Annotated in this window: 13 protein-coding genes; 5 read left to right on the top strand and 8 right to left on the bottom strand. The window is 71.4% G+C overall.

The window, feature by feature from the left end:
* Window positions 1-69 precede the first annotated feature (69 nt).
* The 5 genes from E1281_RS14905 to E1281_RS40260 are packed head-to-tail and all read right to left on the bottom strand — an operon-like array spanning window position 70 to window position 6,465.
* Window positions 70-1,620, bottom strand: a complete 1,551-nt coding sequence (locus E1281_RS14905; RefSeq protein WP_131878466.1) for an AMP-binding protein — start codon at window positions 1,618-1,620, stop codon at window positions 70-72.
* Entirely contained in the window at window positions 1,617-2,438 is an 822-nt protein-coding gene (locus tag E1281_RS14900; RefSeq protein WP_131878464.1) for an ATP-binding cassette domain-containing protein, read from the bottom strand. The genes E1281_RS14905 and E1281_RS14900 overlap by 4 nt, the downstream gene beginning before the upstream one ends.
* Window positions 2,431-3,195: an ATP-binding cassette domain-containing protein gene (locus E1281_RS14895; RefSeq protein ID WP_131878462.1), complete on the bottom strand. Its 765-nt coding sequence runs from the start codon at window positions 3,193-3,195 to the stop codon at window positions 2,431-2,433. Before E1281_RS14895 ends, E1281_RS14900 begins: the two co-directional genes overlap by 8 nt.
* On the bottom strand, window positions 3,185-5,197 hold the full coding sequence (locus E1281_RS14890) for an ABC transporter permease (protein ID WP_131878460.1): 2,013 nt from the start codon (window positions 5,195-5,197) through the stop codon (window positions 3,185-3,187). Before E1281_RS14890 ends, E1281_RS14895 begins: the two co-directional genes overlap by 11 nt.
* Before the next feature lie 14 nt (window positions 5,198-5,211).
* Window positions 5,212-6,465, bottom strand: coding sequence for an ABC transporter substrate-binding protein (locus E1281_RS40260; protein WP_165958935.1), 1,254 nt, complete (start codon window positions 6,463-6,465; stop codon window positions 5,212-5,214).
* A 417-nt stretch (window positions 6,466-6,882) separates the two neighbouring features.
* On the opposite strand from E1281_RS40260, the gene E1281_RS14880 reads away from it, so the two are divergent.
* The gene (locus E1281_RS14880; protein ID WP_131878458.1) at window positions 6,883-7,275 is read left to right on the top strand and encodes an NUDIX domain-containing protein; all 393 of its coding nucleotides are present in this window, start codon (window positions 6,883-6,885) and stop codon (window positions 7,273-7,275) included.
* A gap of 44 nt (window positions 7,276-7,319) precedes the next feature.
* On the opposite strand, the gene ychF is transcribed toward E1281_RS14880, so the two are convergent.
* Window positions 7,320-8,411, bottom strand: coding sequence for a redox-regulated ATPase YchF (gene ychF, locus E1281_RS14875; protein WP_131878456.1), 1,092 nt, complete (start codon window positions 8,409-8,411; stop codon window positions 7,320-7,322).
* A 153-nt stretch (window positions 8,412-8,564) separates the two neighbouring features.
* On the opposite strand from ychF, the gene E1281_RS14870 reads away from it, so the two are divergent.
* Window positions 8,565-9,953, top strand: a complete 1,389-nt coding sequence (locus tag E1281_RS14870) for a DNA recombination protein RmuC (protein ID WP_131878454.1) — start codon at window positions 8,565-8,567, stop codon at window positions 9,951-9,953.
* Window positions 9,954-10,009: 56 nt separating this feature from the next.
* Window positions 10,010-10,564 carry a DUF6542 domain-containing protein gene (locus E1281_RS14865; protein ID WP_131878452.1) on the top strand — a complete coding sequence of 185 codons (555 nt, stop codon included), beginning with the start codon at window positions 10,010-10,012 and terminating at the stop codon, window positions 10,562-10,564.
* Window positions 10,565-10,577: 13 nt separating this feature from the next.
* Here E1281_RS14865 and E1281_RS14860 read toward each other — a convergent pair whose 3' ends face one another.
* Entirely contained in the window at window positions 10,578-11,543 is a 966-nt protein-coding gene (locus tag E1281_RS14860) for a 4-hydroxy-3-methylbut-2-enyl diphosphate reductase (RefSeq protein WP_131878450.1), read from the bottom strand.
* A 252-nt stretch (window positions 11,544-11,795) separates the two neighbouring features.
* Here E1281_RS14860 and E1281_RS14855 point away from each other — a divergent pair, with 252 nt between their 5' ends.
* Complete coding sequence (locus E1281_RS14855) at window positions 11,796-12,734, top strand: hypothetical protein (protein WP_131878448.1); 939 nt, start codon at window positions 11,796-11,798, stop codon at window positions 12,732-12,734.
* A 71-nt stretch (window positions 12,735-12,805) separates the two neighbouring features.
* Here the strand turns inward: E1281_RS14855 and E1281_RS14850 are convergent, their stop codons facing one another.
* Entirely contained in the window at window positions 12,806-13,243 is a 438-nt protein-coding gene (locus E1281_RS14850) for a MarR family transcriptional regulator (RefSeq protein ID WP_131878446.1), read from the bottom strand.
* A 17-nt stretch (window positions 13,244-13,260) separates the two neighbouring features.
* Between E1281_RS14850 and xseA the strand changes: the two genes are divergently transcribed.
* Window positions 13,261-14,520 (top strand): exodeoxyribonuclease VII large subunit, encoded by a 1,260-nt coding sequence (gene xseA / locus E1281_RS14845; RefSeq protein WP_131878444.1) that lies wholly within the window; start codon window positions 13,261-13,263, stop codon window positions 14,518-14,520.
* The last annotated feature ends 46 nt before the right edge of the window (window positions 14,521-14,566 follow it).

Genomic DNA, 14,566 nt, shown 5'->3' with positions numbered 1-14,566 from the left:
CCCCCGAGCCCCGTTGACTTGCGGCGTGTTGTTGTTATGGGGCGCTCCATAACAACAACACGCCGCAAGTCAACGGGAGAGGAGGCGGCGCAGTTCGCGTTTGAGGATCTTGCCGCTGGCGTTGACGGGCATCTCCTCGATCACCTGGACGGTCTCGGGGACCTTGTAGGCGGCCAGGTGGGCGCGGCAGTGGCGGCGGACGTCGCCGGGGTCCACCGTCCGGCCGCCGGCGACCGTGAGGACGGCGACGACGACCTCTCCCCAGCGCTCGTCGGGACGGCCCACGACGGCGGCGTGCTCGACGCCCGGATACCGGCTCAGCACGGACTCGATCTCGACGGGGTAGATGTTCTCCCCGCCCCGGATGATCATGTCTTTGGCCCGGCCGGCGATGTACATGTAGCCGTCCTCGTCGCGGCGGGCGAGGTCGCCGGCGCGGAACCAGCCGCCGCGCAGCGCGCGTCCGGTGTCCTCGGGCATGTCCAGGTAGCCGGACATGACGGCGTCGCTGCGGGAGACGACCTCCCCGACGACGCCGGGCGGCACCTCGTCGTCGTTCTCGTCGACGATGCGGACCTCGACTCCGGCGGGCGGGCGGCCGAGGGAGCCGAGCAGGTGCGTCTCGCCCGCCGCCGCGCGCTCGTGGTCGGCCGTGGACAGGACGCCCTGGAGCCCGCCCTCGGTGGCCGCGCCGAACGCGTTGATGAAGCCGCAGCCGAACACGTCCATGGCCTCGCGCAGCAGGGTCGCGCTCATCGGCTCGCCGCCGTAGATGATCGTCCGCAACTCGGGAAAGCCGCCGGCGCGGGCGTCGGGCAGGTCGAGGATCCGGCGGATCATGGTGGGGACGAGGAAGCAGCCGGTGAGCCCGCCCTCCCGCATCCAGCGCAGCGTGGTGGGCGCGTCGAACTGCGGCAGGACGAGCGTCGGGAAGCCCCGGGCCACATGAAGGAAGATCATCGCGTGGCCGGCGATGTGGAACGCGGGCGAGGCCGTGTAGCGGAACTCGCCGGGCGCCATCTCGTACTCGACGGATTCGAGCGTGACCAGGGCCTTGAGCATGCCCTGCGATTGCAGCACGCCCTTGGGAAGGCCGGTGGTCCCGCTGGTGAAGGCCAGGCCGAGGGTGTCGGTGTCGAGGATCTCGGCATCGGGCTCGGAGTCCTCGCCGGACGCGAGCAGCGCGGCGTAGTCGGCGAACTCCGCGTCGCCGTCGAAGGACGCGAGGAGCCGCACGCCCCCGACGCGGCCGACGACGTCCCTGACCATGCGGGCATAGCGGGTGCTGACGAACACCGCCGCGGGCTCGGCGCGGCGGACGAGGTTCTCGATCTCCTCCTCGGCCAGCCGGTTGTTCAGCGGCACGTAGACCGCGCCGAGCTTCATCGAGGCGTACAGGACCTCGTAGTAGGCGGCGCTGTCCACCGCCATGACGGCGATCCGGTCGCCCTTGCCCACCCCGGCGGCGGCGAGGGCGCTGGCGAGCCGGTTCACCCGGCCGTTGACCTCCGCGAACGTGTGCGACGTCCCGTCCGGGTGGACGAAGCAGGGGCGGTCCGGGAACCGCCGGGCGCTCAGCCGCAGATGGTCGCCCATCCGGATCATCGGGCGGTAGGTCACGAAGCCTCCCTCGCCTCGCCGCCGGACCCGCCGCCGGACCCGCCCGCGGACTCGTCGGAGCCGAAGTACGCCGCCTCCAGCCGGTCGCGGTTCTCCAGCAGTTCGCGGGCGGGGCCGGTCAGCACGACCTGCCCGTGGTTGAGGACGACGGCGCGGTCGGACACGTCCAGTGCGAGCTCGACGTGCTGCTCCACGAGGAGGACGCCGATCCCGTCCCGCTCCGCCAGGTCCCGCAGGGCGGGCAGCATGTCCTGGACGATCACGGGCGCGAGGCCGAGGCTCATCTCGTCCACCATCAGCACCCGGGGCCGGGAGAGCAGCGCGGTGGCGATGGCGAGCATCTGCTGCTCGCCGCCGGAGAGCAGGCCGACCTTCCTGGCCCGCAGCCCGTCGAGCGCCGGGAAGCGGTCCATGACGGCGGCCGTGTGCTCCGGGTCGGAGCCGCGCGCCAGCCGCAGGTGCTCGGCCACGGTGAGTCCGAAGTAGATCCCGCGGTCGTCCGGGACCAGCCGGACGCCGCGGCGGGCCAGCAGGTGCGGCCGCCGGGGCGCGACCGGCTTGCCCAGCGCGGTGACCGTGCCCTTCATCAGGGGCAGCAGCCCCACGAGGGACAGCAGCGCCGTGGTCTTCCCGGCGCCGTTGGGACCGAGGATCGACACGACCTCGCCCGCGCCGACCGACAGGTCGAGGTCGCGGAGGGCGGGCACCCCGTTGTATCCGGCGGTGAGCCCCTCCGCCCGCAGAAGCGGCTCGGGCGGCGTCTTTCCGGGCGGCGTCTTTCCGGGCGGCGTCTTCTCAGGCGGCGTCTTCTCAGGCATGGGTCGACTCCATCGGGACTCCGAGGTACGCGGCGATGACGTCCGGGTCGGTGCGGGCCTCCGCCGGGGTGCCGGTGAAGATGATCTTTCCGAACTCCATCACGTAGACGCGGTCGCAGACGCCGAGGACGAGGGACATGTCGTGGTCGATGAGCAGGACGCCGAGGCCGCCGCGCGCGATCTCGCGCACCCGGTCGGCGAACTCCCCGCTCTCCTGGCTGTCCAGCCCGGCGGCGGGCTCGTCCAGCAGGACGACCTCGCAGGTGCCCGCGAGGGCGCGGGCGACGCCGACGAGCTTCTGCCGGCCGAGGGACAGGTCGCGGGTGACGGTGTCCTCGATGCCGTCCAGCCCGACCGTGCGCAGGGCGCGGCCGACCACCTCGCGCAGCGACCCGCGGCGCCGCCCGAACAGGTCCCGCAGCACGGCGCGGAAGCCGCCCGGTGAGGCCGCGACCTCGATGTTCTGCGCGACCGTGAGGTTGCCGAACAGCTCGCCGGACTGCCAGGTGCGGGTCAGCCCGCGCCGCCGCCGCAGGTGCGGGGCGAGGGCGTCGATCCGCTGACCGGCGAGTTCCACCCGCCCCTCCGCCTGGGTGAACCCCGTCACGGCGTCGACGAAGGTCGTCTTGCCCGCGCCGTTGGGCCCGATCAGGCCGACGATCTCGCCGGGCTCGACGTGCAGGTCGACCTCGCTGTTGGCGACCAGCCCGCCGTAGCGGACGGTCAGCCCGGTGGTCCGGAGTCCCTCATTTGGCATCGGACAGCGCCTCCCTCTCCTGCCGGACGGTCTCCGTACCGGCTCCGATCCCCGCCACGATGGGCCGCGGGCCGCCCACCCGGGCGCGGACCCACGCGATCTGCCGCCGGGTCTCCCCGGCGATCCCGACGGGGTTGATGATCGCCGTGATGATCAGCGCGATCCCGGAGATCAGCGCGTAGTAGTCGCCGAGCTCGAAGATCTCGTGGATCACGACGTAGATGATCCCGAGGGGCCCGATCACGCCCGCGACGATGGCGCCGCCGAACGAGGTGATGCCGCCCAGGTAGGCGACGGCGAGGATCTGGAGCCCGACGAACACGGTGAAGGACTCGGCCGACAGCTGGCCCGCGCTGTAGCCGATGAGGCAGCCGGCGATGCCCGCGATGAACGCCGAGATGCCGAAGCCCAGGACCTTCGCGGCGCGGACGTCGATGCCGACCGAGGCCGCGGCGCGCTCGTTCGCCCGGACGGCGAGCAGCATCCGGCCCGTGGTGCCGGACGCGAGCCTGACGAAGGCGAGCACGACGAGGGTCGCGACGGCCAGCACCATGAGGGAGAACGCCATCCGGCTCAGGTCGCTGCCCTGGCGGACGGCGACGTTGAGGCCGAAGATCGTCGGGTCCGCGATCGGGTTACCGGACGGCGGCGTCAGGCTGTAGTTGTTGAACACGAACCGCTCGATGGCGAGCGCCGCGGCGACCGTGACGATCGCCAGCTGCGCCCCGCGGATCCGGAAGGCGGGCAGCGCCACGATGACGCCGAGCAGCGCCGCCACCAGCGAGCAGAACAGCACGGCGAGCGGGAACGGCATGTCCCAGGACGTGGTGAGCTTGGCGAGCGTGAAGCCCGCCGCGCCCGCGAACGACGTCTGCGCGAGCGAGATCTGCCCGAGGTAGCCGGTGATGACGACGTAGGACAGCGCCACCAGCATCAGGATGATCGAGTAGGTGACGCCGAACCGGTAGGCGTCCCGCGTGGCGGCGAGCACGACGACGGCGACCGCGACGAGGAGGACGGCCGGGACGGGCCTGATCCGCGGGATCTGCACGTCCGGCAGCCGCATCGTCTGCAGCGAGCCGCGCGACGGCAGCCGCCCGCCGAACAGGAACAGGATCGCCATCACCACGACGAACGGGATGACCTGGTCGAGGCCCGACTCCGCCCAGCCCGGCCACCACTCCTTGCTGACCAGCAGGTTGATCACCGACTGGAAGGCGCCGAGCGCGAGCGAGGCGATCACGACGGTCCCGATCGACTCCATCCGGGCGACGAGCAGCACGGCGAGCGCGGGGACGACGAGCAGCGTGTAGTTGGCCGGGGTGAGCCCGGTCAGGCTGGAGCCGAGCAGGACGCCGACCGTGCTGACCGCGGAGGCCATCACCATGGCGACGCCCGCGAGGCGGTCGGGGGCGAAGCCCATGAGCATGGCCCCGCGCTCGTTCTCGGACGCGGCCCGCGTCGCCATGCCGGCGCGGGTGAAGCGGAAGTAGGCCCAGACCAGCGCGGCCAGGGCGATCATCACCGCGGCCATGATCGGCTCACGGTGCGACATCTGCTGTCCGAACAGCGAGAAGTTCCCCGGCGGCACCAGCGAGTCGACCACGATGCTGTTCGGGCCGAAGCGGATGACGACCAGGGCCTGCAGCGTCAGCATGAGCGCGACCGACACCACCACCTGGGCGAGGACGGGGGCGTTGCGCACCGGCCGGAACACCAGGTAGTGGGCGAGGACGCCGAGCAGGACGCTCATCAGGAGGCCGACGCCGGCGGCCGCGAGCGGCACCGGTTTCGCGCCGAGTTCCACGCTGCCGATGGGCAGGACCAGCGTGCCGTCGATGCGGAGCTGCGCGTAGACGTAGGCGCCCCACATCGCCATCGCGCCCTGGGCGAAGTTGATGATGCCGGTGGCCCGGTGGACCAGGACCAGCCCGGTGCCGAGCCCGATGTAGACGGCGCCGAGGCCGAATCCGAGAAGGATGAACTGGAGATACGTGCTCACGCGATCACCTCACGTCAGGCCGAGGTCTTGGGCAGCATCGACAGGTCGAGGTCGACGTATCCCTGGTCGTCGAGCGGTTTGACCGAGCCGTCCGGCTGAACCTGGAAGTAGATCGCCTGCTTGCTGCACGCGGTCGGCATCCCGGGCCACGCCTTGCCGTCGCAGGTCACCTTCGGCCCCGCGAACGTCGGGAAGTCCTTGAGCCCCTTCAGCGCGGCGGTGACGGACTTCGCGTTGATCTGCCCGTCGATGGTCGTCATGGCGGCGGCGGTGTTCACCACCCCGGCGAAGGCGTAGATCGCGCGGGTGGACAGCTCCTCGCCGCGGTCGATGGACTCCATCGACTTCTTGAAGTCGTCGAGCTGCTTGCGCACCGGGGCGGGCGCGTGGTCGCGGGCCGCGTACACCCAGGTCCGCGGCTGCGTCGCGGCTCCCTCGGCCTCCTCGCCGAGCTGGTTGATGAACTTCGAGCACGAGCCGGCGAAGAACGTCTTCTCGAACCCCTGCTGGCGGTTGGCCTGGTAGAGCTGGGTGCAGGAGTCCTCCGGGAGGGCGATCACCCCCGTGGCGTCGGGCTCGTGGGAGAGCTGGGTCGCGGCCAGGACGCTGAAGTTGGCGCCGTTGCCCGGCGGGTACTGGATGTTGACCGAGACGCCGAGCTTGTCGGCGATCGGCTTGATGATGCCGTCGACGTAGGCGTGCGACGCCGGCGCCTCGGTGATGGCGAGCGACGCCTCCTTGACGCCGAGCTTGCTCAGCATCGTGATCGAGCCGAGCGCGCTGACCTCGGTCGGCCCGGTGTAGTAGAACGCTTCGCCGTACGCCGCGCGGTCCGCGGAGGCGGTCCCGGCGAGCGTGCCGACGAGCGGGATGCCAGCCGACTTGAGGACGGGCAGCGCGCCCTGGAGCGCGGGCTCGTAGGCGTCGACGACCGCGGCGACCTTCTTGGACACGAAGCCGTTGGCGCAGTTGATGGCGTGCTCGGGACTGCCGTCGCCGTCGCAGATGTCCAGCTTGACCGGCCGCCCGTTCACCCCGCCGAGCACCTTGTTGACGTAGTACTCCGCGCCCTCCGCCCCGTACCCGGTGTCGGGGTACGCGGCGGCTCCGGTCGTCGGCGCCCAGTGGTTCCCACGGGCCGGCGGACGAGAGCGCCCGGCCGGGCGCCGCCGTCTCCTCGACGACGGCGGTGTCACGGCCGCGTCGCACGGCCGACCTGCGAGCCATCCTGCCTCCGCTCGCGCCTCGCCCCCGGTCGGCGCGGTCATGTGTCTGGTCACGTTGCCGGTGGCCTTTCTGAACCCACCTCGGGCCCAGGGTAACCACGGGCGTCAATTGTTCCAGCGCATCCCAGCAAAGCACAGCCCCGGCACGCGGTTGTGGATAATGCAATCCACCTCAGCAGGAACAGGGAAGATTGCCAAACGGTGACGATCCCCTATCCAAGGCTCCGAAGAGTGCGCAGGTCCACGATCCGGGCAAGCGTCACGAGACGGGAGGTAGTTGGTTACCAGGTATCGACGGCGCTCGCGATTTGTTCCCGAAAGAATCGGTCAAACAGACCTAATCGCGACATCTTGCTACATAACGCCCAGCTCAGTGCCCCTCCGGCCCGGACCGGATCCCGTGTTGCCAGAATCACAGGTGACGCCGGGCGGGGACGCTTGCCCCGGGAAGGGAACGAAGTGGATCAGATCACGGTCAGCGCCGTCGTCATCAGGGATGAGTCGGGACATGTGCTCACGGTGCGCAAGCGCGGAACCGAGCTCCTGATGTTCCCGGGGGGCAAGCCCGAGCGCGGTGAATCGGCGGAGCAGGCCGCTTTGCGCGAGGTCGCCGAGGAGTTGGGAGTCGAGCTGCGGGTGTCCGCGCTGCGGCGGCTCGGCGAGTTCACCGTTCCTGCCGCCAACGAGCCAGGTCACCAGTTGCACGCCACGGTGTTCGAGCATCCGTTCGTCGAAGTCTCGGCACCCGGGGCGGAAATCGAGCACCTGGAGTGGATCGAACCTGATCCGGGCGGCCCGGGGCTCGCCCCCTTGCTTCGGGACGCAGTGTTCCCGGCCCTCGGTGGGAGTTGAGCACCCCGTCGATGCGGCCCCTGCGGGCCCTACCCGGGACGCGGTCAGACGTTGAAGCGAAACTCTACGACGTCGCCGTCCTGCATGACGTAGTCCTTGCCCTCCATGCGGACCTTGCCGGCCGTGCGGGCGGCCGCCATGGAGCCGGCGGCGGTGAGGTCGCCGAACGAGACGACCTCGGCCTTGATGAAGCCGCGCTGGAAGTCGGTGTGGATGACGCCCGCGGCCTCCGGCGCGGTGGCGCCCTTGCGGATCGTCCAGGCCCGCGCCTCCTTGGGGCCCGCCGTCAGGTACGTCTGCAGGCCGAGGGTCGCGAACCCGATCCGGACGAGCTGCGACAGCCCCGGCTCGTCCTGCCCCATGCCCTGGAGGAGTTCGAGCGCCTCGTCGTCCGGCAGCTCGATCAGCTCCGCCTCGATCTTGGCGTCGAGGAAGATCGCCTCGGCGGGGGCGACCAGGTCGCGCAGGCGGGCGCGCAGTGCCTCGTCGGTCAGCTCGCTCTCGTCGAGGTTGAAGACGTAGAGGAACGGCTTCGCCGTGAGCAGGTGCAGGTCGCGCAGGAGCGCCAGGTCGATCCCGGCCTTCTCGGCCCCGGCGAAGAGCGTGACGCCGTCGTCCAGGAGCTTCTGCGCGTCGTTGACGGCGTCGACGACCGCGAGCTTCTCCTTGTCCTTCTTGGTGCGGGCCTCCTTGTCGAGACGCGGCAGCGCCTTCTCGATGGTCTGGAGGTCGGCGAGGATCAGCTCGGTGTTGATCGTCTCGATGTCGCGGGACGGGTCGGTCTCACCGTCCACATGGGTGACGTCGGCGTCCTCGAAGACCCGGATGACCTGGCAGATCGCGCTGGTCTCCCGGATGTTGGCGAGGAACTTGTTGCCGAGGCCCTGCCCCTCGGACGCGCCCTTGACGATGCCGGCGATGTCGACGAACTCCATCGTCGCGGGGATGATCTTCTGCGAGCCGAACATCTCCGCCAGCACGGCCAGGCGCGGGTCGGGCACCCCGACCACGCCGACATTGGGGTCGATGGTCGCGAACGGGTAGTTGGCGGCCAGCGCGTCGTTCTTGGTCAGCGCGTTGAACAGCGTGGACTTGCCGACGTTGGGCAGCCCGACGATTCCGATGGAGAGGCTCACGGCCGACAAGTTTATGGGCGCGGCGGACCCCTCGGGCTGCCCGGATCGTCCGGGCGGCCACGGGTTGGTGAATCCTGAGCCGATTGTCCGGTGCCCTCGGGGGTCACGGCGCGTCGCGGTCGCCGTTCGCCGCCGCGCTGTCACGATGAACGGATGGACCTCGCGCTGTTCGCCGGCCTGCTCGTCGGAGCCGTCTTCGGCGTCGTCGCCGGGTACGCGCTCGCGATGAGCCGGCAGGGCACGCTGATCGCGCGGGCCAGGGCGGCGGAGGAGAAGCTCGCCTACGCCGAGGAGCGGATGGCCGAGCACTTCGAGAACCTGTCCGCCAAGGCGCTGGACGCCAGCAACCAGCGTTTCCTCGAACTGGCGGACGCCAGGCTGAAGGCGGCGGGCGTCGAGGCGGCGGGCGACCTTCAGCGGCGCCAGCAGGCGGTCGAGCACCTGGTCGCGCCGCTCAAGGAGACGCTCGCCAAGGTGGAGGAGCAGCTCCGCGAGGTGGAGACGGGCCGCCGGGAGTCGCACGCGATGCTGGCCAAGCAGGTCGATTTCGTCCGGCAGAGCTCCGAACAGCTCCGCGGCGAGACCCGGTCGCTCGTCCGGGCCCTACAGCGGCCCGAAGCCCGGGGGCGCTGGGGCGAACTCCAACTCCGCCGTGTGGTGGAGCTGGCCGGGATGACGCACCACTGCGACTTCGACGAGCAGGCCAGTTCGCGCACGGACAACGGCACGGTTCGTCCCGACATGGTGGTGCGGCTGGTCGGCGGCAAGAGCATCGTGGTCGACTCCAAGGTCTCCCTGGCCGCGTACCTGCAAGCCGCTGAGACCGGCGATGAGGTCCGGCTGGACGCGCACGCGCGCCATATACGCGACCACGTCGACCGTCTGGCGGCGAAGTCCTACTGGCAGGCGTTCAGCCCAGCGCCGGAGTTCGTGGTCCTGTTCATCCCGGGCGAGGCGTTCCTGGCGCCCGCGCTGGACCGCGATCCCGGCCTGCTGGAGTACGCGATGCGCCGCCGGGTGCACATCGCCACGCCCACGACCCTCATCACCATGCTGCGGACGGCGTCGTACGCGTGGCAGCAGGCGGCCCTCTCCCGCAACGCCCGCGCGGTATTCGACCTGGGCAGGGAACTGTACGAGCGGCTGGGCACGATGGGCCGGCATGTCGACGAACTGGGCCGCGCGCTGACCGGCGCCATCAAGTCCTACAACCGGACGGTCGGATCCCTGGAGACACGCGTGCTCGTCAGTGCGCGCAAGCTGAACGAACTGGGAGTGGTCGAGGACGGCCTGGACGGCCCCCTCCCGGTCGAGGAAGGCCCCCGTTCGCTCTCTGCGGCCGAACTGACCGGGCACGACGCCCCCTTCGACTCCCCCTTGGACCACCAAGCCCCCCTGGACCACCAGGCCCCTCCGGAGGACGGCCACGACCCCGGCGAGAAGCTGCCTCAGCCTGACTCGGCCACGGAACCTGTAGGTTTCGGCGGACAGGCCATCCCCGAGCAGATGGAGCGGTTCGATCGGCGAGAGAGGTGGCCATGAGTTCATCGTCGATACGCGACGCGCCGGGCGGGGCGTCGCCGGTCTCTGGGGGTCCAGTGCGACGTCAGCGCGGTGCTTCCTCTCCGCGATCGCACTCGGCGGCCTCCGCGGCGGGACCGGTCGCCCTCACCGGACGCGGCGGGATCGTCGTCATGTTCGGCGCCGGGGTGGTGTGCGGGCTGCTGTCGCGCTGGTTCGGCGTGCCGCTGCTCGCCGGCGCCGGATTCGTGATCGGCTGCGCGCTCGCCGCGTTCGCCACCCGTCCCGCCGACCTGCTGACGCTCGTGGTCAGCCCGCCGCTGGTGTTCTTCGCGGCGACGTTCGCGGTGGAGTTCGCCACCACGCTCGGCAACGGGTCGATGCTGCGCGGCCTCACCGTCGGGCTGCTCACCACGCTCGCGGCGACGGCGCCGTGGCTGTTCTTCGGGACGCTGCTGGTGGTGGTCGTCTGCCTGGCCCGCGGCGTCATGACGAACGTCCGGGAGCTGCGGGACAAGCTCGTCGGCGTCCGCCTCTTCGAGAAGGAGGAGAACGAGAACCCCGTCCGGTGGGACGAGTCCCCCACCACGACGGCGGAGCGCCGCCGCCTCCACCACGGCGATGTGGACTGACCCTCCCGGCGCGTCAGACCGGCGTGATGCGGAGGTCCTTGCGGAGTTCCTTCGGCAGGGAGAAGCGCATGTGCTCCTCGACGGACTCGATCTCCTCCGCCTCGCCGAAGCCGCGCTCGGACAGCCAGGCCAGGACCTCCTGGACCAGCTCGTCCGGGACCGAGGCGCCGCTGGTGACGCCGACCGTGGTGACGCCCTCCAGCCACGCCGGATCGATCTGCTCGGCGTAGTCGACGAGGTGGGCGTCGTCGGCGCCGTGCTCCTTGGCCACCTCGACCAGGCGGACGGAGTTGGAGGAGTTCGTCGAGCCGACCACGATGACGAGCTGCGACTGCGCCGCCATGTCCTTCACGGCGACCTGCCTGTTCTGCGTCGCGTAGCAGATGTCGTCCGACGGCGGGTCCATCAGCTTGGGGAACCGCTCGCGGAGCTTCTCGACCGTGGCGATGGTCTCGTCGACCGACAGCGTGGTCTGCGACAGCCACGCCACCTTCTCCGGGTCGCGGACGCTGACGTTGGCGACGTCGTCGGGGCCGTCCACGAGGTGGATGTGGTCGGGGGCCTCGCCGGTGGTGCCGATGACCTCCTCGTGGCCCTCGTGGCCGATCAGCAGGATGTCGTAGTCGTCGGCGGCGAACCGCACGGCCTCCTTGTGGACCTTGGTGACCAGCGGGCACGTCGCGTCGATGGTGCGCAGGTCCAGGCCCTTGGCCTCCTCGTGGACGGACGGCGCGACGCCGTGCGCGGAGAAGACCACGATCGCGCCCTCGGGGACCTCCTCGGTCTCGTCCACGAAGATCGCGCCGCGTTCCTCCAGCGTCCTGACGACGTGGACGTTGTGGACGATCTGCTTGCGGACGTAGATCGGGGCCCCGTACTTCTCGAGGGCGATCTCGACCGTCTCCACGGCGCGGTCGACGCCCGCGCAGTAACCACGCGGCTTGGCGAGCAGGACACGGCGCTGGCTGTTGGCGGTCATGGCTCTATCGTACGAGGGACCGCGCGGGGGCCGTGCAGGACGGGGAGGCTCCCGCCGAGCGTGTGCATCCCCGCCGCCGGCGGGGATATGGCTCCGGCAGGGCCCGCGTGTGAGCCACCGCACGCCGCTTTTAGACAGAAATCCATTAACCCGGGGTGACCACGATCGCACCCATGGGGCAGAGTGAACTTCGACGAGACGTAGCCGCATGACCCGATTCGGTGTTCAGGACGGCAAGGAAGAGGAAAGACGATGACGAGATCGCCGCGCCGCCTCAAGCAGCAGGTCCAGGACACGGTGGGCGAGCAGGTCCGCGACCTCCCGCTGCACGCCGTCCGGCTGGCCATGTTCGGTGTCGGCCGCGCGCTCCTGCTCGGTGACCGGGTGACCCGGGACTACAAGGAGATCACCGAGGGCGGCGGCGTGAAGCCGGTGCTCGGGCGGCTGCGCGACGACGTGCAGGGCACGGCCGAGAAGGTCGTCGGGCAGGTGGTGGAGCGCGTGCGCGGCGCGGAGGCCGAGCCGGAGCCCGAGCCCGTCCGCCGGACCAGGCCCGCCAGGCCCGCGGCGGCGCGGAAGTCCGGCGAGGAGATCACGATCGGCAAGCCCGGCGTCGGGACGCGGCCCGCGCCCAGGCACACCCGTCCGGGGCCTCCGCCGAAGCCGAACCGGCCCGCGGCGCCGGGCAAGCACCGCGCGGAGCCGGCCGCCCCCGCCGACAAGGCGGGTCCGGCGGACAAGGCGGGACCGTTCGCCGAGCCCGCGCCGAAGCCCACGCCCGGCGAGCCGAAGCCGGAGCCCGCGCCCCAGGCCAAGCCCGCACCGAGCCCGAAGCCCGCGGACGAGCCGAAGCCGGAAAGCACGGGCAAGCCCGCGGACAAGGCCCAGGACACGCCGAAGGGCAAGGACACGCCGAAGGGCAAGGACGAGCCGAAGGCGAAGGACGACCCGGCGTTCGAGCCGAAGCCCGAGTCCAGGCCCGCCGCGCCGGCCGAGGCCGAGCACATCGCGGCGGACCTGCCCGTCCCCGACTACGACAGCGCCACGCTGCCGCAGCTGCGTGCGCGCCTGCGCGGCCTCTCCGTCGACCAGGTGAAGCTGCTGCGCGAGTACGAGCGCAAGCACGCCGCCCGTGAGGACGTCATCCGCATGTACGAGCGCCGCATCGCGAAGCTCAACGGCCTCAGCTGAGCGACCACGGCAGGGGAAGGGCCCCGGACGGTCGTCCGGGGCCCTTCCCCGTGCGTAGGGCGGCCGGCCGGTCAGGGGGTGCCGAAGAGCTTGTCGAGGGCGGGCAGCGCGGCGGCGACGGCCGCGCGTTCCTCGTCCGTCAGGTTCGCGAGCCGTTCGGCCAGGATGCCGATCCTGCGGTGCCGTCCGGCGGCGAGGCGGTGGCGGCCCGCCTCGGTGAGGCGCGCGGTCACGACGCGCGCGTCGGCGCCGTCCCGGCCGCGCGTCACCAGCCCGTCGCGTTCGAGCCGGTTGATCTGGGCGGTCATGGTCGGCAGCCGGACTCCGTGCTCGGCGGCCAGTTCCGTCATCCGGCGCGGCCCGTGTTCCAGGGAGCCGAGCACGGACAGCTGCTGGCTGGTGATCGGCTGGTCGGCGCTCACCTGGCGGAGCATCAGCACGACATGCCGGAGTCGCTGGTTGAGCCGCTCGGCGAGCTCGCGTTCGGATGCGGTCGCAGTCACGGACATCACCGTAGGCTGCCCGCATGGCAATGGAGACCTCCGCCGAATCCCCCGTCCCGGTGCGGACGGTCCTGCAGGCGGTCAGCGGCTGGATCGGGAAGCTCGGCCGCATCTGGGTCGAGGGGCAGATCACCGACCTCAACGCCCGCGGCGGGACGGTGTACCTGACGCTCCGCGATCCCGTGGCGAACATGTCGGTACGGGTCGTCGGCCCCCGCGCGGTGTTCGAGGCCGCGGGGCTCGTCCCCAGTGGGGGGACGACCCCCCACACCCCCCGGAACGGCCCGGTGGTGACCGACGGCGCCCGCGTCGTCGTGCACGCCAAGCCCGACTTCTGGATCAACCGGGGCACATTCTCGCTCAGCGTCCTGGAGGTCCGGCCGGTCGGCGTCGGCGAACTGCTGGCCCGGCTGGAGCGGCTCAAGCGGGTGCTGGCCGCCGAGGGGCTGTTCCGTCCGGAGCGCAAGCGGCCGCTGCCCTTCCTGCCGGGCCGGATCGGGCTGATCTGCGGGCGCGACTCCGACGCGGAGCACGACGTCCTGGAGAACGCGCGGCGGCGCTGGCCCGCGGTCGCGTTCCGGGTCGAGAACACGGCCGTGCAGGGCTCGTACGCGGTCGGCGAGGTGATGGAGGCGCTGCGGACGCTGGACGCCGACCCCGAGATCGAGGTGATCATCATCGCGCGGGGCGGGGGCGCGATGGAGGATCTGCTGCCGTTCTCCGACGAGGCGCTGGTCCGCGCCGTGGCCGCGGCCCGCACCCCTGTGGTCAGCGCGATCGGCCACGAGCAGGACGGCCCGATCCTGGACCTGGTCGCGGACGTGCGGGCGTCCACCCCGACCGACGCGGCGAAGAAGGCCGTCCCGGACGTGCGCGAGCAGCTCGAGCTCGTCCGGCAGCTGCGCGACCGGGGACGGCGCTGCCTGGCGGGCGGCGTGGAGCGGGAGCTGGCGTGGCTGAGATCGGTCCGGTCGAGGCCGGCGCTGGCCGACCCGGTGCGGGAGGTCGAGCGGCAGTCCGAGCAGGTCATGGCGCTGCGCGACCGGGCGCGACGGTGCCTGTCCGGGGCACTCGACCGGGCGGGGGACGAGCTGTCGCACACCCGTGCCCGGCTGGTGGCCCTGTCCCCCGCCGCGACGCTGGAGCGCGGCTACGCGATCGTCCAGCGGGAGGACGCGGCGGTCGTGCGGGAGTCCGCGGCGGTCAAGGACGGCGAGCGGCTCCGCGTCCGGCTCGCGGAGGGCCGTCTGGACGTGGCGGTCACCGGCCGCGACGGGGCGTGAGGCGCTCCGGGGGTACGGGTTGTTCCGAAGGATGAAAGGGTGGGGC

The sequence above is a fragment of the Actinomadura sp. KC345 genome, assembly GCF_004348515.1.
Taxonomy (GTDB): domain Bacteria; phylum Actinomycetota; class Actinomycetes; order Streptosporangiales; family Streptosporangiaceae; genus Spirillospora.
Note: the sequence above shows the minus strand (reverse complement) of the source record. Positions and strands in the feature narration are given on the sequence as shown.

Bases quoted from the DNA above. Each gene is read 5' to 3' on its own strand.
- E1281_RS14900 (WP_131878464.1), bottom strand. From the start codon at position 2,438: ATGCCTGAGAAGACGCCGCCTGAGAAGACGCCGCCCGGAAAGACGCCG.
- E1281_RS14895 (WP_131878462.1), bottom strand. From the start codon at position 3,195: ATGCCAAATGAGGGACTCCGGACCACCGGGCTGACCGTCCGCTACGGC.
- E1281_RS40260 (WP_165958935.1), bottom strand. From the start codon at position 6,465: ATGACCGCGCCGACCGGGGGCGAGGCGCGAGCGGAGGCAGGATGGCTC.
- E1281_RS14870 (WP_131878454.1), top strand. From the start codon at position 8,565: ATGGACCTCGCGCTGTTCGCCGGCCTGCTCGTCGGAGCCGTCTTCGGC.
- E1281_RS14860 (WP_131878450.1), bottom strand. From the start codon at position 11,543: ATGACCGCCAACAGCCAGCGCCGTGTCCTGCTCGCCAAGCCGCGTGGT.
- E1281_RS14855 (WP_131878448.1), top strand. From the start codon at position 11,796: ATGACGAGATCGCCGCGCCGCCTCAAGCAGCAGGTCCAGGACACGGTG.
- E1281_RS14850 (WP_131878446.1), bottom strand. From the start codon at position 13,243: ATGTCCGTGACTGCGACCGCATCCGAACGCGAGCTCGCCGAGCGGCTC.
- xseA (WP_131878444.1), top strand. From the start codon at position 13,261: ATGGCAATGGAGACCTCCGCCGAATCCCCCGTCCCGGTGCGGACGGTC.